At 64.6% G+C, this 18,445-nt stretch carries 20 protein-coding genes; 15 read left to right on the forward strand and 5 right to left on the reverse strand.

Translation table 11 applies throughout. The features are described from left to right. The first annotated feature begins 131 nt into the window (after positions 1-131). Both EPL00_RS03885 and EPL00_RS03890 read left to right on the forward strand, forming a co-directional pair. Positions 132-305: a hypothetical protein gene (locus EPL00_RS03885; protein ID WP_162224141.1), complete on the forward strand. Its 174-nt coding sequence runs from the start codon at positions 132-134 to the stop codon at positions 303-305. Between the two features lie 114 nt (positions 306-419). Continuing rightward, positions 420-710: a hypothetical protein gene (locus EPL00_RS03890; protein ID WP_135851738.1), complete on the forward strand. Its 291-nt coding sequence runs from the start codon at positions 420-422 to the stop codon at positions 708-710. A 589-nt stretch (positions 711-1,299) separates the two neighbouring features. Here EPL00_RS03890 and hpt read toward each other — a convergent pair. Then, the gene (gene hpt, locus EPL00_RS03895) at positions 1,300-1,866 is read right to left on the reverse strand and encodes a hypoxanthine/guanine phosphoribosyltransferase (RefSeq protein ID WP_135851737.1); all 567 of its coding nucleotides are present in this window, start codon (positions 1,864-1,866) and stop codon (positions 1,300-1,302) included. Between the two features lie 173 nt (positions 1,867-2,039). Here hpt and mbhE point away from each other — a divergent pair, with 173 nt between their 5' ends. Genes mbhE through mnhG form a run of 7 tightly spaced genes read left to right on the forward strand, consistent with a single transcriptional unit; the run spans position 2,040 to position 8,089 of the window. Further along, positions 2,040-4,421 carry a hydrogen gas-evolving membrane-bound hydrogenase subunit E gene (mbhE, locus tag EPL00_RS03900; protein ID WP_135851736.1) on the forward strand — a complete coding sequence of 794 codons (2,382 nt, stop codon included), beginning with the start codon at positions 2,040-2,042 and terminating at the stop codon, positions 4,419-4,421. Beyond that, entirely contained in the window at positions 4,418-4,882 is a 465-nt protein-coding gene (locus tag EPL00_RS03905; protein WP_135851735.1) for an MnhB domain-containing protein, read from the forward strand. Before mbhE ends, EPL00_RS03905 begins: the two co-directional genes overlap by 4 nt. Further along, positions 4,879-5,223 carry a sodium:proton antiporter gene (locus EPL00_RS03910; RefSeq protein ID WP_135851734.1) on the forward strand — a complete coding sequence of 115 codons (345 nt, stop codon included), beginning with the start codon at positions 4,879-4,881 and terminating at the stop codon, positions 5,221-5,223. The genes EPL00_RS03905 and EPL00_RS03910 overlap by 4 nt, the downstream gene beginning before the upstream one ends. Next, positions 5,220-6,851, forward strand: coding sequence for a complex I subunit 5 family protein (locus EPL00_RS03915; RefSeq protein WP_135851733.1), 1,632 nt, complete (start codon positions 5,220-5,222; stop codon positions 6,849-6,851). Before EPL00_RS03910 ends, EPL00_RS03915 begins: the two co-directional genes overlap by 4 nt. Further along, positions 6,848-7,465, forward strand: coding sequence for a Na+/H+ antiporter subunit E (locus tag EPL00_RS03920; RefSeq protein WP_135851732.1), 618 nt, complete (start codon positions 6,848-6,850; stop codon positions 7,463-7,465). The genes EPL00_RS03915 and EPL00_RS03920 overlap by 4 nt, the downstream gene beginning before the upstream one ends. Beyond that, positions 7,455-7,742 carry an MrpF/PhaF family protein gene (locus tag EPL00_RS03925; RefSeq protein WP_135851731.1) on the forward strand — a complete coding sequence of 96 codons (288 nt, stop codon included), beginning with the start codon at positions 7,455-7,457 and terminating at the stop codon, positions 7,740-7,742. Before EPL00_RS03920 ends, EPL00_RS03925 begins: the two co-directional genes overlap by 11 nt. Then, entirely contained in the window at positions 7,742-8,089 is a 348-nt protein-coding gene (mnhG, locus tag EPL00_RS03930) for a monovalent cation/H(+) antiporter subunit G (protein WP_135851730.1), read from the forward strand. Before EPL00_RS03925 ends, mnhG begins: the two co-directional genes overlap by 1 nt. A 326-nt stretch (positions 8,090-8,415) precedes the next feature. On the opposite strand, the gene coaBC is transcribed toward mnhG, so the two are convergent. After that, entirely contained in the window at positions 8,416-9,570 is a 1,155-nt protein-coding gene (gene coaBC / locus EPL00_RS03935) for a bifunctional phosphopantothenoylcysteine decarboxylase/phosphopantothenate--cysteine ligase CoaBC (RefSeq protein ID WP_135851729.1), read from the reverse strand. Between the two features lie 193 nt (positions 9,571-9,763). On the opposite strand from coaBC, the gene EPL00_RS03940 reads away from it, so the two are divergent. Then, on the forward strand, positions 9,764-10,150 hold the full coding sequence (locus EPL00_RS03940) for a DUF7344 domain-containing protein (RefSeq protein WP_135851728.1): 387 nt from the start codon (positions 9,764-9,766) through the stop codon (positions 10,148-10,150). A gap of 116 nt (positions 10,151-10,266) precedes the next feature. On the opposite strand, the gene EPL00_RS03945 is transcribed toward EPL00_RS03940, so the two are convergent. Beyond that, positions 10,267-10,755: a 50S ribosomal protein L11 gene (locus EPL00_RS03945; RefSeq protein WP_135851727.1), complete on the reverse strand. Its 489-nt coding sequence runs from the start codon at positions 10,753-10,755 to the stop codon at positions 10,267-10,269. Positions 10,756-10,947: 192 nt separating this feature from the next. On the opposite strand from EPL00_RS03945, the gene EPL00_RS03950 reads away from it, so the two are divergent. The 5 genes from EPL00_RS03950 to artA all read left to right on the forward strand — a co-directional run bounded on the left by EPL00_RS03950 (position 10,948) and on the right by artA (position 16,837). Then, on the forward strand, positions 10,948-12,057 hold the full coding sequence (locus EPL00_RS03950; RefSeq protein WP_135851726.1) for an OBG GTPase family GTP-binding protein: 1,110 nt from the start codon (positions 10,948-10,950) through the stop codon (positions 12,055-12,057). Further along, positions 12,057-12,488, forward strand: a complete 432-nt coding sequence (locus EPL00_RS03955) for a TIGR04206 family protein (RefSeq protein ID WP_135851725.1) — start codon at positions 12,057-12,059, stop codon at positions 12,486-12,488. Before EPL00_RS03950 ends, EPL00_RS03955 begins: the two co-directional genes overlap by 1 nt. A gap of 94 nt (positions 12,489-12,582) precedes the next feature. Then, positions 12,583-13,344 carry a VOC family protein gene (locus tag EPL00_RS03960; protein WP_135851724.1) on the forward strand — a complete coding sequence of 254 codons (762 nt, stop codon included), beginning with the start codon at positions 12,583-12,585 and terminating at the stop codon, positions 13,342-13,344. A gap of 381 nt (positions 13,345-13,725) precedes the next feature. Then, positions 13,726-15,726: a DUF7827 domain-containing protein gene (locus EPL00_RS03965; RefSeq protein ID WP_135851723.1), complete on the forward strand. Its 2,001-nt coding sequence runs from the start codon at positions 13,726-13,728 to the stop codon at positions 15,724-15,726. 184 nt (positions 15,727-15,910) lie between these two features. Beyond that, positions 15,911-16,837 (forward strand): archaeosortase A, encoded by a 927-nt coding sequence (gene artA, locus EPL00_RS03970; RefSeq protein ID WP_135851722.1) that lies wholly within the window; start codon positions 15,911-15,913, stop codon positions 16,835-16,837. Between the two features lie 33 nt (positions 16,838-16,870). Here the strand turns inward: artA and dph5 are convergent, their stop codons facing one another. Both dph5 and EPL00_RS03980 read right to left on the reverse strand, forming a co-directional pair. Further along, positions 16,871-17,644 carry a diphthine synthase gene (gene dph5 / locus EPL00_RS03975; protein ID WP_135851721.1) on the reverse strand — a complete coding sequence of 258 codons (774 nt, stop codon included), beginning with the start codon at positions 17,642-17,644 and terminating at the stop codon, positions 16,871-16,873. A gap of 80 nt (positions 17,645-17,724) precedes the next feature. Further along, complete coding sequence (locus EPL00_RS03980) at positions 17,725-18,378, reverse strand: hypothetical protein (protein ID WP_135851720.1); 654 nt, start codon at positions 18,376-18,378, stop codon at positions 17,725-17,727. Positions 18,379-18,445 lie beyond the last annotated feature (67 nt).

The following is an 18,445-nucleotide window of genomic DNA, read 5'->3' on the forward strand; positions in this document are numbered from 1 at the left end:
ACAGAACCGTCTTGCTCCGGTTCGAATCCCGTCACGCCCGCTCGGCTTCACTTCGTTCAGCCTCGCGGGCGTGACGACCCTCGCAAACAAACCGCGTTTGCTCGGTCCCGTCACGCCCGCTCTCGTGTCGAGTGACACGGGACCGAGAACGAAGCACCCGGTTCGAACCTTACGAGTCGCACGCCCGGAACGTCTTGCTCTGGTTCTTCCTCGTCACGCTCGCTCTCGTGACGACCGACGCCCTGCGCGCCCGTACTGTCTGGTATCGAGCGCCCGCGGACCACGACACCACGTCTCAGCGCTAGTTATCGAACCCCTCCTCGCTGGCGGGTCGTATGAATATACGGACCAGCGTTACACCGACGACCGCGCTACGAAGTAGTGATGACCGTGACTCTCCAACCGAAAGAGGTGGTATCGTGATCTGGCAAGACCTCGTCTTCCTCGCCGGGAGCGTCTTCTCCATCGTCTTCCTCGCGCCGACGCTCACCGACCACACCGCGCGCGTCCCGCTCGGCACGAGTCTGCCGTCGGCCGCGCTCGGCGTCGTCTACGGCGCGAGTTTCTACAGCATGGGCATGGCGTTCTCGGCGTCCGGGTCGTTTCTGACCGGCCTCCTCTGGGCGGGCATCGCCGTGTTGCGCTCGCCGTCGGTGACGACCGGCCTCCGCGACCGCATCTCGGCGCTCGAGTCGTCGCGCTCGGAGTGACTCCTCGGCGGACGGGTCTCCTCGTCGCTCTCACGTACTTCGTCGCTCGAAAAATCGACTGTTATCTCTCCGTCCTTCGAAACGCGTCGAATCGTCGCCGACTACAGGAACGCGAACTGCGTGTCGCGTCGACGGACTCGACCGCGCTTCACGTCGGAGGCTGTGCGTCCAGTTCGAGTCTGAGATACTACGAACATCGTAATTCCTCAAACTGGCCGGGCGAATATTAATCTACTCGGATAATCACACACATACACATACGAGAGGAGTTCTCACCTATCGAACACACGAGAACGCCGCTCTCGTGGCGTCGTCACCGTGCAGTCTAGCGGTCTTCGAATCGGTTGGCCGTCGAGCCCCGAACTGCCGGTCGTGAACGTTCGACAGGCCTGCCAGTTCGTACCAAAACCCGTAGTCAGAATCTCGGCACGGAATGAGACCGGAACACCTGTCGCCGTGTTCGTTGGTGACGACTTCGCCGTCCTGCACGTCCACGTTGACGACAGTACGGCGACTCCTCCTGTCCGAGCGCCGCTGGCGCTCGCTTGCAAAACGTCGATGAAAAAACGGTTCGGTTCGCCAGTCGCCGCTATCCGTCGCCGTGTTCGTCGGTGATGACGACTTCGCCGTCCTGCACGTCCACGTTGATGAGCGTCTTCACGTCGTAGTCGGTGTCGTCCAGTTCGTTCGGTCCTTCCTTTTTGATGACCGCGACCACGTCGGCTACGTCCGCGCCGATGTGTTCGAGCGCCTCCGTGATGGCCTTCATCGTGCCGCCGGTACTGAGAACGTCGTCCAGCAACAGTACGCGGTCGCCCTCGTGGACGTTGTTGACGTACATCTCGTTCTCGCTGTAGCCGGTCTGCTGGGAGAGCGCGACCTCGCCGTCCAGTCCGTACTCGCGCTTGCGGATGACGACCAGCGGGATGTCGGTCATCAGCGAGACCGCGGTCGAGATGTGGATGCCCATCGCCGCGGGCGTGACGATCTTGTCTACGTCTTCCAGTTCGGCCTTGCGGATGATCTGGATGACGATTTCACGGAGGAGTCCCGGTTCGAGGACCGGAATCCCGTCGCTGATGGGGTGGACGAAGTAGTGATAGCCGTCTTTCTCGATGATCGGCGCGTCGAGCAGAGACTGCTTCAGCTTATCCATGTCGGGGGTACTCGACACGGCAATAAAAGGTGACGGTATCTCTCGGCGCTGTGCGGATGATTCTCGATGTACTGTAAGCGTATTTGATATCGTGAGCGTGTTTGAATGCGGAGCCGTTCCTTCCCGACCCCGATTTGAGAACTGTTAAGTCCGGTCCGAAGTCACTCTCGGGTGTGCAACCGACACCGGACCCGGCAGCGTCGGCGGTCCTCGCCGTCGTGTTCCTGCCGTTCGTAGCCGCGGCGTTCGTGCCGCTCGTCTACCGCGCGCTGGGCGAGCGCACCGCGTACTACGCGGCCGCGGTCGCGCTGGCCTGCTTCGGACTCGTGGCCAGCCAGTACGGCACCCACGGCACCGTGAGCTTCCCGTGGATACCCTCGCTCGGGGTCTCGGTGAGCTTCTACGTCGATGGCCTCTCGCTACTGATCGGCTTTCTGGCCAGCGGCGTCGGCGTGCTCATCCTGACCTACTCGGGCGGGTACATGCACGGCGAACCGGGCCAGCCCAAGTACTACGCGGCGCTGCTCGCGTTCATGGGGTCGATGCTCGGCGTGGCGTTCGCCGCCGACCTCATCGCACTGTTCGTGTTCTGGGAACTGACCAGCCTGTCGTCGTTCATCCTCATCGGTCACTACCAGCGCCAGAAGAGTTCGCAGTACGCCGCCCGCAAGTCGATGCTCATCACCGTCTCGGGCGGTCTGTTCATGCTCGTTGGCTTCCTGTTGCTCCACGCGGTCACGGGCGAGTTCAGCATCGTCTACATGCTGGAGAACCCCGAGTTCGTACAGGAGCAACTTCGGGCAGAAGGACTGTTCTTACCCGTCCTCGGTCTCGTCGGGGTCGGCGCGGCCGCCAAGTCCGCGCAGGTCCCGCTCCACATCTGGTTGCCGAACGCGATGGAGGCACCCACGCCGGTCTCGGCGTTCCTCCACTCGGCGACGATGGTCAAGGCGGGCGTCTACCTGCTGGGGCGCTTCCGCCCCGTGCTGGTCAGCCACGAGTGGGAACTCGCGTTCGCCATCTTGGGCCTGACGACGATGACCGTCGCCGCAATCTTGGCGGTCGGCGCGACAGATATCAAGGAACTGCTGGCGTACTCGACGGCCAGCCACCTCGGTCTCATCGTGGCCGGGTTCGGTTTCGTCTCGGAGTTGGGCGGCGAGACCGGCGCGTTCCACATCATCAACCACGCGACGTTCAAGGCCGCGCTGTTCCTCGTCGCCGGTATCGTCGCTCACGAGGCCGGAACGCGGAAGATAGACAACTTGGGCGGGCTGAAAGACGACCTGCCCATCACCGCCGGAATCGCGGTCGTCGCGTCGCTCGGGATGGCAGGGGTGCCGCCGTTCAACGGCTTCTACTCCAAGGAATTGCTGTTCGAGGCGGCGTGGGAGGCCGCGCACGCGGCCGGAGGAGGACTCGCCTACCTCTACCCCGCGGTCGCGGTCTTCGGGAGCGTCTTCACGTTCCTCTACTCCATCAAGTTCCTGATGCTGTTCTTCGGCGAGAAGCCCACGGGCCTCCACAAGGTCCACTCGCCGCCGAAGGCGATGCTCGCGCCGCCGCTCCTGCTCGGGGTGCTGGCGGGACTGGTCAGTATCGGCGGTCTCCTCGGCACGTTCGATATTCACTTCGCGCCGTTCGACGACTTCGTGACCGAAGTCTGGGCCGCCACTGTCCCGCCGGGAGCGGACCTCCACGGCGGGTTCAGCTACTACATCCCGGACCACGTTACCCCCGCACTGGCGATGAGCGCCGTGACCATCGCCCTCGGTGCGGCGGCCTACCCGTTCTACGACCGGCTCCATCGCGGTGTGAACGCGATTACGGACGTGAACTTCCTCCGCGCGAACTGGTACTACGACTCGACGGTCTTCGGCGTGAACGACTTCAGCGACACGACCGCCGCGACCGTCCAGAACGGTCTCCTCCGGACGTACGCGACGTGGGCAATGGCCTCGGTCGCGGCGCTCGCGCTCGCCGGATACGTCGCCTCGGGGGTCGCGCTCCCCGACTTCTCCGGGTTCGCCGTCACGATACCCCTCGCGCTCGTGTTGGGGGTCGCCATCGTCGGCGCGGTCGCGGTGTCCATCGCGCCCTCTCACATCTCGGGCGTGCTGACCCTCTCGATTCTCGGGTTCATGGTCGCGGTGTTCTACGTCCTCGCGTCGGCCCCGGACCTCGCGCTGACTCAGTTGGTCGTCGAGACGCTGCTGCTGGTCATCTTCCTGCTGGTGTTGGACAAGCTTCCGGCGTTCTACGGGAACGCGGGCCGCGGCAAGATGATTCGCGACGGCGTGCTGTCGGCGGTGGTCGGGGCGACGGTGTTCGTCACCGTGCTGGTCTCGACGGCCGCGACGCCCGACGCCCCTCTCGCGGACTACTTCAGAGACCCCGCGTTGACGGTTGACCAAGCGGGCGGTCACAACATCGTCAACGTCATCCTCGTGGACTTCCGGGCGTTCGACACGATGGGCGAAATCGCGGTGGTCGCGATGGCCGCCCTCTCGGTGCTGACGCTGGTCGCCATGCGCGAACGAGGTGAGACCCAATGAGTACAGTCATCGCACGAACGGTCACGCGCACAGTCGTACCGATAATCCTCGTGACCGCCGTCGCCCTGCTGTTGCAGGGTCACAACCTCCCCGGTGGCGGCTTCATCGGCGGAGTCCTGACCGTGACGGCGTTCGCGCTGATATACATCATCTACGGACTCGACTACCTCGAAGAGGAGCTACTCCACCAGAACCGCGAGACCATCATCGAGTCCCTCCAGCACGGCATCGTGGAGAACTACCAGATAGCCTTCGGCGTCGGACTCGCGGTCGCCGCGGTCTCGGGACTGGTACCGCTCCTGTTCGGCGGGAACTTCCTGTTGCAGGACCACTGGTACACTCCCGCGCTTCCCGTCTACGGGGAACTACACGTCGCGAGTGCCCTCGCCTTCGACCTCGGCGTCTACTTCGTCGTGGTCGGGTCGCTCCTCACTATCCTCGCGGTGGTGGGAAGCGAATGACGCAGTTCGTCCTCGCGGGCGTGCTGGGCGTCCTGTTCGCACTGGGAACCTTCCTCGTCCTGCGCCGCGACGTGGTGCGGGTCGTCTGGGGCGTCACCATCATCAGCCAGTCGGCGAACGTCTACCTCGTCACGATGGGCGGCCTCTCGGGGAGCGTCCCCATCCTCGGTGGTCACGGCGGCGGCCACGGCGCGGGCGTCACCGACCCGCTGGTGCAGGCGCTCGTGTTGACCGCCATCGTCATCGGCTTCGGGACGACTGCGTTCGCGCTCGTGTTGACCTACAGAGTCTACGAAGAACACGGAACCATCGACCTGCTGGAACTGGGTGATAAAGCATGAGCGGACAGTTCGTCATCGCGCCGCTGTTGGTCGCGCTCGTCACCGCGATAGCGACCCTGCTGACTCGTCGGTTCAATCGAGTGCAGACGACGCTGAGTCTCCTCGGCGGGGTGGGCTACCTCGGGGCGGTCGCGTGGCTGGTCTCGAAAGTGGACCCGCTCGGCGCGACGAACGTCTTCAGCTACCAGCTGTCGGGCTGGCAGGCACCGTTCGGCATCACGCTGGTCGCCGACTCGCTGTCGGCGTTCATGCTGGCGTTCTCGGCGGTCATCGCGCTCGCCGCGCTGGTGTTCTCGTCGGCCTACGTCGATACGTTCGGCCAGCGCGTCTCGTACCACCCCCTCTATCACTTCATGATGGTCGGGGTCACGGGGTCGTTCCTCACGGGCGACATCTTCAACCTCTTCGTCTGGTTCGAGGTGATGCTCATGTCGAGCTACGTCCTCGTGGTGTTCTACAGCGGTCCGGAACACACTCGCGCGGCGCTCCAGTACGTCGTATTGAATCTCGTCGGGAGCGCGGTCATGCTGTTGGCAATCGGTGGGCTGTACTCGACCACCGGGACGCTCAACATGGCCGACCTCTCCCGGCGCGTGGCGAATCCCGCCGCGTACGGCGACTTCGCCGTCGCCCCGGTCCTCGGTCTCTCGGCGCTGTTGTTCGCGGTGTTCGCGCTGAAGGCCGGACTCGCGCCGTTCCAGTTCTGGGTGCCCGCGGCGTACCGGGCGGCCCCGGCACCGGTGTCGGCGATGCTCGCAGGCGTCGTCAAGAAGGTCGGCGTCTACGCCATCATTCGCGTCTACTTCACCGTGTTCGGCGCGGCCGCGCTCGGCGGCCTCTCGTTCCCCGGTCTCTCGGTCCCCGACGGCGGGAGCGCACTGCTCGCGTTCTACGGGCCGATTCTGTTCGTGATGGCCGCGGCGAGCATTATCGTCGGCGGTCTCGGCGCGGTCGGCCGCGACGACATCGACGGCCTGCTGGCGTACTCCTCGATCGGACAGGTCGGGTTCATCGTCCTGCCGCTGGCCATCGCCGCGACGACGACCGACGAGTCGATTCGCGTGCTGGGTGTCTCGGCCGCGCTGGTCTACGCACTGAACCACGGCTTCGCCAAGGGCCTGCTGTTCATGGCCAGCGGCGCGGTGTACGACGCGGTCGGCACCGAGGAGTTCCCGGACCTCGGCGGTCTCTCCGAGACCGCGCCGTGGCTCTCGGGCGGCTTTTTCGTCGGTGCGCTCGCGCTCATCGGCATCCCGCCGCTGTCGGGCTTCTTCGGGAAGCTCCTCGTCTTCGACGCGGCGGGGCAGGCCAGTTCGACGGCGGGACTCGCGGTCGCGCTGTTCGGCGCGATACTCACTATCGCGTACTTCTCGCGGGCGTGGAACCGCGGCTTCTGGGGCGAGCCATCACTGCTCGTCCAGCACGGCGAGACGAGGTTCACGCTAGTCGCCGTCGTGGTCGCGATGGCCCTCGCTATCGCCCTCCTCGGCGTCGGCTTCGACGTGGTGATGCGGGCCGCCGAGGCTGGCGCGGAGGCCGCGCTCGACCGGCAGGAGTACGTCGAGACCGTCCTCGGAGGCGGTAGCGGTGCCGAAGCCGCTGGCGGTGGCGGAGGTGGTCACTCGTGAGACCCCGCAAGTGGCCGGTCGTCGGCGTCCTACTGGCGGTGCTGTGGCTGTTCGTCCGCGGCGTGGCGCTCGACCCGGCCTCGATTCTGGGCGAGTTCCTCATCGGTCTCGCCTTCGGTCTCCCGGTGGCGTTCGCCTTCCGGCGGTTCTACACCGAGCGGACCGAACTCGGCCGCAACCTCCGGGCGCTTCCCTACGCGGGCGTCTACGTCGCGCTGTTCCTCAAGGAACTGCTGACCGCGAACATCGACGTGGCCTACCGCGTCCTCGCGCCCAGCATGCCTCTCGAACCCGGCGTGGTGGTCGTGCCGCTCCGCGTCGAGACCGACGCCGCCATCACGACGATTGCCAACTCCATCACGCTGACACCCGGAACGCTCACCATGGATTACGACGAGGAGACCAACGCGCTGTACGTCCACGGCATCACCGGTCGGAACCGAGAGGCGGTCGTCGAACCCATCCGCGCGTGGGAGGACTACGCGCTGGTCATCTTCGACGAGGAGCGAAAGCCCGGCGACCCCGTGCCGGAGGTCCCCGGTGCGCCCCGCGTCGGCGAGCGCGCCGACGGCGGGCCGGACGTGACCGAGGGAGGTGAGGCCGATGGCGAGTGAAGCGTCGCTCCTCGAACCGGTCGTGAACGCGACCCTGATACTCGCGGCCGCGCTCACCCTGCTCGCTGGCTACCGGGTCATCAAGGGGCCGACGGTGCCCGACCGAGTGGTCGCGCTCGACACCATCGCCACGAACGTCGTCGCCATCGCGGCGCTGTTCGCGCTCGTGACCGGGGAAGGCCTGTTCGTCACGGTGAGCCTCGTCCTCGCCATCATCGGGTTCATCAGCACCATCGCAGTCAGCCAGTACGTCGTCGAAGGAGACATCATCGAATAATGAACACGATTCACCAACTCGTCGTCGCGGCGCTCGTCGTCGTCGGGGGCTTCTTCCTGCTGGTCGGCACGGTCGGCCTGATTCGGTTCCCCGACGTGTACAACCGGATGCACGCCAGCAGTAAGGCGGCCACGCTCGGGGCCTCCTCGATACTGCTGGCGGGGTTCGTCTACTACGGTCCGCAGGGCGCGGGCCTGACCTCGCTGGTCGGCATCGTCTTCCTGTTCCTGACCGCGCCGACCGGCGCGCACCTCATCTCGCGGTCGGCCCAGAAGATGGGCGTGCCGTTCTTCGGTGACGAGGCGCGCTGGCCGCGGGAAGAGGCGGAAGAGTCGCGCTCGGACTGACTTGGACGTAGGTTTCTTCGTCATCGGTGTGGCGGTGTAAGAGCTGTCTTTTGATTTTTCGTTGATTCCGGCGGTCCATCTCGTGGTCGCAGGACTAAGAGACGGTAGACGAAAACGAGCGACTGCCGACGCCAATCGTACCGCACCGCAACCGCACGGTACCCAGTCCTCCCCGACCGATTGCGCGGTCGGCGCGTCACAGGGCACCGTCGGACGCGGTTCGTCCGACGAGCAGTCGTTCGCATCCGCTCACGACAACCGCGCCAGCGCGCGCCGGGCGACGAGAGAGCAGTTCAGCGCGCGCTGACGTTCGAGACTCGACCGCGCTACAGCTCGTCGGCCAACTGCTCGGCGACCTGCCACCCCAACTCGCCTTTCGTCCCCTCGTACTTGCGCGTGCTGTTCTCGCGGACGAACAGCGTCCGGGTCAGGTCGTCGCCCATCACGCTGGCGTCGTTGGCGACGACGAACGAGAGGGCCGCCCGGCGGAGCGTCTCGCGGGCCTGCGCGACCATCTCCTCGTCGTCGCCGGAGGTTTCGGCCTTGAACCCGACGACGGGGAGGTCTCCGGCCTCGCGCACGCGGTCGATGAGCTTCGTGGTCGGCGTCAGTTCGAGCGTGAGGTCCCGTCCGGACCGAATCTTCTCGTCGGCGGCCTCGACGGTGTAGTCCGAGATGGCCGCGGCCGAGACCACGGCGTCGGCGGCCCCGCCCTCCACGCGGTCGAGGACTTTGTCGGTCATCTCCGCGGCCGTCTCGACCTCGGCGACTTCGGCGTAGGGCACGTCCGGGCCGTCGTGGACCAGCGTCACGTCCGCGCCGAGCGCGTAGCACGCCCGCGCGACCGCACGGCCGGTCTTGCCCGAGGAGCGATTCGAGAGGAGACGAACCGGGTCGATGGGTTCGCTGGTCGCGCCGCTCGTGACGACGACGTTCGCGCCCGCGAACCCGTCGGGCGAACAGGCCCGCGCCACGTCGAGCGCGATGGCCTCCTCGGTGGCTATCTTGGCCTTGCCCTCCTCGATTCGAGGCTCGACGAACTCGACGCCCCACGACTCCACGCGGTCGATGGCGTCCAGCACGCCCGGATGGTCGTACATCGGTTCGTGCATCGCCGGCGCGACGACGACCGGCACGTCCGCGCCGAGCGCGGTCGTCGCGCAGGTGGTCACGGGCGAGTCGTCTATCGCGCCCGCCATCTTCCCGACCGTGTTGGCGGTCGCAGGCGCGACGAGGAGTACGTCGGCCCACCCGTCCCGACCGCACAGTTCGACGTGTTCGACCTGTCCGGTAATCTCGGTGACGACCGAGCGGTCCGTGGCGAACTCGACCGCCCACGGGTGGACGATACCCTGCGCGCTGTCGGTCATCACCGCGCGGACCGACGCGCCGCGACGACGGAGTTCGTGGGCCAACTCGACTACCTTGACCGCCGCGATGCTACCGGTCACCCCGAGCGCGACGTTGACTCCCGCGAGCATTACCTGACGTTCGGTCCCTGATAGGTTAAAGCAGTACGGGTTCTCCTCGCGGGGGCGTCGCGGCCGGTTTCGGAGCCTATATTAAAAGATATAGAGATTACATTGAAACAGTTGCAACGGTCGGAACGCACGCGTCGAAACCGACGGGACCGACGCCCCCGTTAATGTACCCTTGGGACCACGACTTTCTCGTATGACGGAGCAACCCGGAACCGAACCCAACGACGTAAGTGCGGCTTTCGACCTCCTCCGCGACGCCCGACGCCGGGGAGTCATCTACACGGTAAAGCGCAACGGCCGAACCAGCGTCTCCGAACTCGCCCGGCGAATCGCGGCGTGGCAGTCGGCCGACGGCGACGACGCGCCCGACCGTACGTCCGTCGAAACGTCGCTCGTCCACGCCCACCTGCCGAAACTGGCCGCCGCGGGCGTCGTGGAGTACGACCGCGAGGCGGGCACCGTCGAACTTGACGGCGCGACGCGGGACCTCGACCCGCTGCTGGAGCGGACCCGTGACCGCGAACCGACGCTGGTGCGGGCCGCCCGGACGACCAACCTCGAACGCGCCCTCGAAACCTGAGTTGCGGTCGGTCCGTCACGGCGGGTCTCCTCGTCGGGAAGTCGGGTCATCGCGGCGAACAGCCCGATGGCTATCGGCCGTCGGGAAGCAGGAAGTGAGAAGAACTGCGTCGGGGTCTACGCCGCCGCCTCGTCCACTAGCACGTCGTCGTACTCGCCAGCGTCCACCTTCTGCTTGAACTCGCGGGCGTCGTCGCCCTCGATGGTGACGCCGAGCGAGGCGCAGGTACCGACGATTTCCTTCGCGGCGTTCTTGGTGTCGTAGGCGAGCAGGTCCGGGGACTTCTGCTCGGCTATCTTCCGAACTTGGTCGATGGAGAGGTCCGCGACGAAGTCTTCTTGGGGTTCGCCGCTACCGGTGTCGAACCCGGCTTCGTCTTTGATGAGCGCCGCCGTCGGCGGGACGCCCACTTCGATTTCGAAGCCGCCGTCGTCCTCGACCGTGATCGTCACGGGGACTTCGGTGCCGTCGAATGCCTCCGTCTGGTCGTTGATCTCGTTGACGACCTCCTGTACGTTGACCGGCGTCGGTCCGAGTTCGGGACCGAGAGGCGGACCGGGGTCCGCCTGCCCGCCGGGGACGAGTACTTCTATCGTCTCAGCCATACCTAAACGAACACTCCGGAGCGGTTTTAAGACTTGCTAAGTCAGTCGTGGGCGGGTCGGCGGTGCGGGACCGCGAATCGCCACGCCGAGCGAGGAGGTCAGCGCCCGGACGCGGGGACCGCGAGTCGGTCCGTAGGCGACGACTGTGAAGAAAGAAAGGGTTTTTCGGCGCGCGCGGCCGACTCACTCCTAATGGGACTGGAGGAAGAAATCGAGAACCTCCGCGAGGAGATCGCCGAGACGCCGTACAACAAGTCTACGGAGAGCCACATCGGACGGCTGAAGGCCAAACTCGCGGAGAAGAAAGAGAAACTCGAAAACCAGTCCTCCGCCGGTGGCGGCGAAGGATACCACGTCGAGAAGCACGGCGACGCGACCGTCGCGTTCGTCGGATTCCCGAGCGTCGGCAAGTCCACCCTGCTCAACTCGCTGACGGCGGCCGAGAGCGAGACGGGCGACTACGAGTTCACGACGCTCGACGTGAACCCCGGCATGCTCCAGTACAACGGCGCGAACATCCAACTGCTCGACGTGCCGGGTCTCATCGAGGGCGCGGCCCACGGACGCGGGGGCGGCCAAGAGGTACTGTCCGTCGTGCGCGCGGCCGACCTCGTCGTCTTCGTCCTCTCGGTGTTCGAAATCGACCAGTACGAACGCCTGCGGAAGGAACTCTACGAGAACAAAATTCGACTCGACCAAGAGCCGCCGAGCGTCAAGATAGCCAAGAAGGGCAAGGGCGGCATTCGGGTCACGTCGAGCGTCGAGTTGGACCTCTCGGAGGACGTGGTGAAAGAGGTTCTCCGGGAGTACGGCTACGTCAACGCCGACGTGACCATCCGCGAGCAACTGGACGTGGACCGTCTCGTGGACGGCGTGATGGACAACCGCGAGTACATCCCCTCCATCGTGACCGTCAACAAGGTGGACCTCATCGAACCCGACTACATCGACACCGTCAACGAGGACCTGCGCGAGTACGGTATCGACCCCGACGAGGCCATCTTCATCTCCGCCGAGGAGGAGAAGGGACTGGACTCGCTCAAAGACACTATCTGGCGGGAACTCGGGCTAATGAGAATCTACATGGACAAGCCCGGCCGCGGCGTGGACAAAGAAGAACCGCTGGTCCTGAAAAAGGGCTCGACCGTCGGCGACGCCGCCCGGAAGATCGGCGGGAACATGGACGAGCGGTTCCGGTTCGCCCGCGTCAGCGGCCCGAGCGCCAAGCACGACGAGCAACAGGTCGGCAAGGAACACGAACTCGCCGACGAAGACATCCTCCGACTCGTCGTCAGGAAGTGATGGAAGACCGCGACTGGCGGCGACCGCTGACGCTCCTCGCGCTCGCCGCTCTCCCGTGGACCGTTCTCACGTCCGGCGATTTGGTTTTCGCGTGGGGACTGGTCACGACCGACCCGATTCACCTCACGACACTTTCCGACTACCTGCTGGTCTACACCCGCGGTCTTCCGAATCGACTGCTCGCGTGGCCCGTCGCCGTCCTGCTCTACGCGCTGGCGGTCGGCAACGCGACGCTCGGAACGGTCGCCCCCGAGTTGGAGGACCGACGCGTGACGGGGGGTCTCCTCGGGCTGGCGGGCGTCAGCGACCTCTGGTTCGCGCTCGGCCTGCGGACGCCGGGCCTGCTGGCGGTGCCGGTCGGGACCGTCATGCTGTGGACCGCGGCGTGGTGGTTCCACTGGCCGGACCTGCGGACCGCGCTGTGGCGATAATCCGGGTTCCTTCGTGCGTGCGCGGGTCTCCTCTCTTTCTATTTCTTCCGCGAGCGGTACCCTTTTGCGCCGGACCCACCACGTTCGAACCGTCATGAACGCCACGCTCGACCATGTGATGATGCGCGTCGAAGACTTAGAGGAGACCCTCGACTGGTACGGAACCCACCTCGACTACGAGGAGAAGGGCCGCTGGGAGGCCGACACGTTCACCAACGTCTACCTCGGTCCCGAGGAGGTCCACGACGAGGGGGCACTCCTCGAAATCACGTACAACCACGACGACCGGAGCTACGAGATGGGCGACGGCTGGGGACACATCGCCGTGCGCGTAGACGACGTGTACGACGCCTACGAGGGTCTGATAGACGAGGGCGTCGAGGACTACCGCGACCCCGACTCCTGTGGCGGTTCGTACGCGTTCGTCAAAGACCCCGACGGCCACGAGATCGAAATCGTCGAGCGCGACCACGGCGCGCGCTGGAGCCTCGACCACACCATGATTCGCGTCGAGGACGCCGACGAGGCGCTGGGCTGGTACACCCGAAAGCTGGAGTACGAACACACCGGCCGCTGGGAATCGGACACCTTCGCCAACTACTTCATGAAGCCCGCAGGCGCGGCCGACGAGGCGATGGCGGTCGAACTCACGTACAACTACGACGGGCGCACGTACGACCTCGGCGACGCGTGGGGCCACCTCGCTGTTCGCGCCGACGACTTGCAGGACGACTGGGCGACGCTGATGGAGCGCGACGCGGAGGACTACCGCGACCCCGAGTCCTGCGACAACCGCTACGCCTTCACCAAGGACCAAGACGGCCACGAAATCGAAGTCATCGAGCGCGACGAGTAATCGACCCGTTAGTCGCCGCGGACTGGTCGTCACGTGACCTGCTGATGACTAATTTTCCTCCGAGTAAAAATCCGGACGTGCGTCGCGCTATCTCCTCCGAGCGCGGGAAACGGGCGATTTCTTTATAAGGAACTCTCAGGGTGTCCGAGTAATCTCGCGTTGCTGAACCGCCTAGAATGGCCGCTCGCGGCCGTGAGAAGGTTTGACGGACCATGGGCCAGACCACAAAGCACTTATAACCGGCGCTTAACTTTTCATGCGTACCCCTACCCATGGTGGCAGTAGCGAGTACAGGTTGCCCACGCCCGGTGCGGTGTCGGGTTCCCCCGACGGGCAGCGGAAAGATGCTGTCGCCGACCGAATAACCAACCCAAACCAAACATGACAACGACAAACGACAAACTCCGCAGCGTACTTCTGGCTGCGATGCTGGTCACGTCGGTCTTCGCCGGCACGGCCGCGTTCGCAGGTACAGTCGCTGCAAATCACGATACGTCTGGTACTCAGGACATCTCGAGCACGGATGTCGTCTTCCAGGGCCAGACCGCGGCTGCGACCGGCTACGCTAACGATGCAAGTGTAACGCTCTACGACGACGACGGAAACTACGAAGACCAGTACAGTGCTGACGGCTCTGGTCACGTCACCTTCGCTACGAATGGTCTGGAAGGCCAGTACACGCTCGGCGGTACCAACAGCTCGAGCAGCAACGTGTACGACTTCCAGGTCGTTCAACAGACGGTTGCGCTGAACAAGTCGAACGTCTCCGTCTCGACTAACGTTGACGGCGTTCACTTCAACATTGACGACAGCAACCGTGCTGGTGACTTCGACTTCACGGTGAACTCGACAGACAGCGACTTCAACAACCAGACGTTCAACGCTGGTGAAAGTGACTCCTTCAACGTGAGTACTGTCGACCTCGGTGCTGGCAACTACACGCTCACCATGGCGGTTAACGACACCACGACTACTGAGGAAATCCAGCTTACGGTCACCGAAGCTGCAGACCTTGACGCGACGTTCGACCAGAACGTGTTCGGCCAGCAGCGCGGTGACGTCGCTAATATCACCGTCGACCTGACGAGTACGTCGGTCGCCGACGTCTTCGTCGGTTCCTCTGAGGTCAACTACCTGCAGAAAATCGACATTCAGGACAAGAACGACGACGGTAAGGTCCACATCCACTTCAACAGCTACTACACGAACGAGTCTGGCTACGAGTACGTCACGGCGGAAGGAGATGACACTGCCAACATCGACGACAGTTTCGGCGGCCAGACTAACGTTGAGAACGCTCCCGTCGCGTCGGGTAACTACCCCCTGAACGTCACGGAGAACAACAACAAAGACAACGAACTTGACGTCGCTACACTCAACCTCGGCCAGCGTTCGACCGACGCTGCCCAGTCTTGGGTCGCTCCGAGTAACTCCCTCAGTGGGAACAACCTCAACCCGAGCGATGTCACCGACGTTGTCTCCCAGAGTAACACGGTTGCTTCGGGCGACTACGCGGTCGTGCAGGTCAAGGCCTCCGGACTCTACGGTTCATTCAACGACTCGAACACGAACTGGAACCGCAGCGGTCTCGATCTCACGATCCAGCAGGAGGACGCTGGCGTCAACGCCAACCCGATTAGCTTCAACGCATCTAACGAGAGCGTGCGGACGGTTGTTGACAGCCAGAACAACACGTTCTTCGCTCTCGTCCCGACCAACCAGATTGACTACGACGATACTCGGGGCGACACCGAGTCGCTCCCGACCGGCGAGTGGAATGCTACGTTCACCGTTGAGGAACCGTTCGCCGTCGCTAGCGACACCGAGCAAGTCTCTACGACGTTCACCGTCGAAGAGAAGTCGGTTACGCTGAACGAGGGCAACGACATCACCGTCGGCCAGCGCATGACCAACGTCTCCGGTCAGAGCAACCTCGCGCCCGGTACGACGCTGACCGTCGAGGCTCGCTCCAGCGGCCAGTTCCTCAAGACCACGCAGGTCGAAGTCGGCTCCGAAGGGATGTTCACTGCGTCCTTCGACTTCAGTGATGTCTCGAACGGGACCGAGTTCTCGGTCGCGACTCGGAACAACTTCCCCGGCAGCAGTGACGAAATCAGCGGCGTCGTGAACGTCAACGCGGTCGACGAGACCGAGACCACGGAAGGTACCTCGACGACCACGACGACGACCACGACGACGACCACGACCACGACCGAGGAGACCACCACCGAGGAGACCACCACCGAGGAGACCACCACCGAGGCAGGTACCACGGAGACCACCACTGACGGTGGCGACGGTGGCATCCCCGGCTTCGGTGTTAGCGTGGCCCTCGTCGCGCTCGTCGCTGCCGCGCTGCTGGCTCTCCGCCGCAGCAACTAAGCGTAGCTAACTAACCACCGGAGTTCCCGGTTTCGCGGTTTCCATTTTTTCGCGCACTCGACCCGGTAGCGACGGCGCTGTCCGGCGACGAAACGCGTCGTTTCCGTACCCGTAAGCCGACCGTACTTCGAGACGGCTGGAGCCGTCAACTCTTTATTCGGGGACCGCTTTGACACGCTTAACAGTGACTTCTGCGTTGACAGACGGACTCGCGTGGCTCGCAGTCGGGTTGTTCGCCGCGGCGGCCGCGCTCGACTGGTACGACGACGGCCACGGACGTGGCCGGGCGCGCTATCTCGGGTCGGCCGCGTGGGTCGTCTTCGGCGTCTTCTGGCTCGCGCTGTTCCCGCACTTCGCGTTCGAGCAGAAGAGCTTCATCGAGGGCGCGCTCAGTCTCGCGGCGCTTCCCGCCTGTCTCTACGCGGCGTACTTGCTGGTGCAGGGCCGAGAGACGCTGTTCTTGCTCTCGCGGGCCGTCGCGTTCATGGGGCTCATCTACATGCCGTTCACGATGATTCCGCCCGCGAAGACGTGGCTCATCGAGACCGTCGCGTGGCAGGGCGGCTTCGTGATGGAGCAGTTGGGCTACGAGTTCCAGATTGTCCAGCACGGCAGAGGTCTCGACGGGACGTACCGATTCGACAACCCCGTCCACGGCGTGTTCACCGTCAACGTCCTGCTGGCGTGTACCGGCATCGGGAGCATGGCCATCTTCGGTGGTCTCATCGCCGCGGTGCGGGCGCCGCTCCGTCGGAAACTCAAGGGCTTCGCCATCGCCATCCCCGTCATCTGGGCGTTGAACCTCGTCCGCGTCGTGTTCATCACGCTCGCGTTCAGCCAGCAGTGGCTCCAGATATTCGTTGATCCGACAGTCGCGCTGCTAGGATACGAGAATCCCAACATGGTGTCGTACTTCATCTCCGACCGCGTACTCGCCCAGAGCCTCTCGGTGGTCGCGCTGGTCGGAATCGCGTGGGCGGTCGCCCGCGAGGTGCCGGAACTACTGACCGTCGGCGAGGACGTACTCTACATCGTCACCGGCGACGAGTACGACCTCCACGAGGCGGTCGGCACCGAGCGTACGCTGGCTACCGACGGCAAAGGCCAGTAGAAAGACCGAAGTGCGTTTCTCGGTAACTTCGACTTATTCTACCTCGAGGAGGTCCGCCGGAGCGTCCGCGAGTTCGCGGAGCGCGTCGGCCTCGATGTGATGGAGGTCGCCCGGAACGACGAGGAGGTGGAGCGGGTCGCCGAAGTCCCGCGTAGCGAGCGCGGAGAGTCGGCCCGCGGTCACGAGCGGATCCGGACTCCCGGCGCGCGCGACCACGACCGCGAGCAGGTCGGGGTACTCGTCGGCGAGTACGTCCGCGGCGTGGTCGGCGGTCATGTACTCGTCGTTGCGCGCCTTGATGTCGAGGTAGACCAGCGTGTGCAGGCCGCGCTCGCGGTTCTCGTCGATGGCGTCGGTGACGCTCGCCGGGACGCCGTCCGCGCCGTGGGCGTACTCGAAGGGGAGCGTCGTCGCCTTGCCGAACCGGTAGTTTTGGAGACCAGTGAGTCCGCTAGCGGCCGACTCGGCGGTCGGCGCGTGGACGACGCGGGTGTCGATACCGCGCTCCGTGGCCCGGAGTCGCAAATCGACGTGCGTGGTCGAAATCATTGTGTCGCCCGCCGTGAGGAAGACCACGTCGCCCTCCTCGGCCGCACGGAGGATGGCCTCGGGGTCCTGCTCGACGCCCGCGCGGTCCCGAACCTCGATGTCGGTGTCGTGGTACGCTTCGAGGTCCTCGACGGTCGCTCCGAGGAGCTTGCTGGTGTAGAACTCGGCGAAGACGCGGTCGGCGTCGCGGACGGCCTCGCGGCCCTCGACGGTTATCGAGCGCTCGTCGTAGAGACCGAGTCCGACGAATGTGAGCATACCTGCCTATAGGCGGCCGCTGTGGCTATAGCCTTTCGAGTGTAGCTGGCGGCGCTCACGAAAAAGAACGGCGTCGGGAGTCAGTACTGCTGAAGGCTCCCGCCCTGCTGGCCGAACTGCTGGGGCTGGCTCTGCTGACCGAACTGCTGTTGGCCCTGCTGGCCGTGTTGCTGGGACTGCTGGCCCTGTTGTTGCTGCTGGCGCTGCTGGGCGAGCTGCTGGACCGTGTTCAGACTCTGGTCGAGCGTCTGGACCGACTCGCGGACCTGCTGGACTGCCTCCTGCACTTCCGGCTGCTGGGCGTACTGCTGGAGTTCCTGCACGTTCTGCTGGAACGTCTGCTTGACCGCCTCGCCGATGGGTCGGGCGTACGGCGACTGGCGGATGACGAGCTTCTTCTCCAAGTGCGCGATGTCCTGCAGGTCGTCGAAGGCGCGCACGGCTTGGGGCATCTGGTGCTGTGAGACCTTGGTCTTCGCCCATTCGGAGACCGACTCGATTCGGTCGAGCGTCTCGATGGTCTGCTGGACATCCTGCGGGACGCTCCGGTCGAACTGTTGGCCGATCTTCTGGCCGAGCTGGGAGATCTGTCCCATCTGGCCTTGCTGGCCGATTTGGGACTGCTGGCTCGTCTGCGGTTGCTGACTTCGCTGGCTCTGCTGGCCGAACCGCTGTTGGCCGAGCTGGGACTGTTCTTGCTGTTCTCGCTGGGGCTGTTGGTAGAGTTCTGCCATTTTGGGTCACCGACTCCGCCCGTCGCGGAGCCACATCCGGCTACGACGATTTCCGTATTCAATGACG

It is taken from the genome of Halorussus salinus, from assembly GCF_004765815.2.
In the GTDB taxonomy this organism is placed as follows: domain Archaea; phylum Halobacteriota; class Halobacteria; order Halobacteriales; family Haladaptataceae; genus Halorussus; species Halorussus salinus.

What these genes read in the sequence shown, in the direction of transcription:
- coaBC (WP_135851729.1), bottom strand. Translation starts at nt 9,570, where the DNA reads ATGCTCGCGGGAGTCAACGTCGCGCTCGGGGTGACCGGTAGCATCGCG.
- EPL00_RS03945 (WP_135851727.1), bottom strand. Translation starts at nt 10,755, where the DNA reads ATGGCTGAGACGATAGAAGTACTCGTCCCCGGCGGGCAGGCGGACCCC.
- EPL00_RS03955 (WP_135851725.1), top strand. Translation starts at nt 12,057, where the DNA reads ATGGAAGACCGCGACTGGCGGCGACCGCTGACGCTCCTCGCGCTCGCC.
- mnhG (WP_135851730.1), top strand. Translation starts at nt 7,742, where the DNA reads ATGAACACGATTCACCAACTCGTCGTCGCGGCGCTCGTCGTCGTCGGG.
- EPL00_RS03915 (WP_135851733.1), top strand. Translation starts at nt 5,220, where the DNA reads ATGAGCGGACAGTTCGTCATCGCGCCGCTGTTGGTCGCGCTCGTCACC.
- EPL00_RS03960 (WP_135851724.1), top strand. Translation starts at nt 12,583, where the DNA reads ATGAACGCCACGCTCGACCATGTGATGATGCGCGTCGAAGACTTAGAG.
- dph5 (WP_135851721.1), bottom strand. Translation starts at nt 17,644, where the DNA reads ATGCTCACATTCGTCGGACTCGGTCTCTACGACGAGCGCTCGATAACC.
- EPL00_RS03905 (WP_135851735.1), top strand. Translation starts at nt 4,418, where the DNA reads ATGAGTACAGTCATCGCACGAACGGTCACGCGCACAGTCGTACCGATA.
- EPL00_RS03910 (WP_135851734.1), top strand. Translation starts at nt 4,879, where the DNA reads ATGACGCAGTTCGTCCTCGCGGGCGTGCTGGGCGTCCTGTTCGCACTG.
- EPL00_RS03980 (WP_135851720.1), bottom strand. Translation starts at nt 18,378, where the DNA reads ATGGCAGAACTCTACCAACAGCCCCAGCGAGAACAGCAAGAACAGTCC.
- EPL00_RS03965 (WP_135851723.1), top strand. Translation starts at nt 13,726, where the DNA reads ATGACAACGACAAACGACAAACTCCGCAGCGTACTTCTGGCTGCGATG.
- hpt (WP_135851737.1), bottom strand. Translation starts at nt 1,866, where the DNA reads ATGGATAAGCTGAAGCAGTCTCTGCTCGACGCGCCGATCATCGAGAAA.
- EPL00_RS03940 (WP_135851728.1), top strand. Translation starts at nt 9,764, where the DNA reads ATGACGGAGCAACCCGGAACCGAACCCAACGACGTAAGTGCGGCTTTC.
- EPL00_RS03925 (WP_135851731.1), top strand. Translation starts at nt 7,455, where the DNA reads ATGGCGAGTGAAGCGTCGCTCCTCGAACCGGTCGTGAACGCGACCCTG.
- EPL00_RS03950 (WP_135851726.1), top strand. Translation starts at nt 10,948, where the DNA reads ATGGGACTGGAGGAAGAAATCGAGAACCTCCGCGAGGAGATCGCCGAG.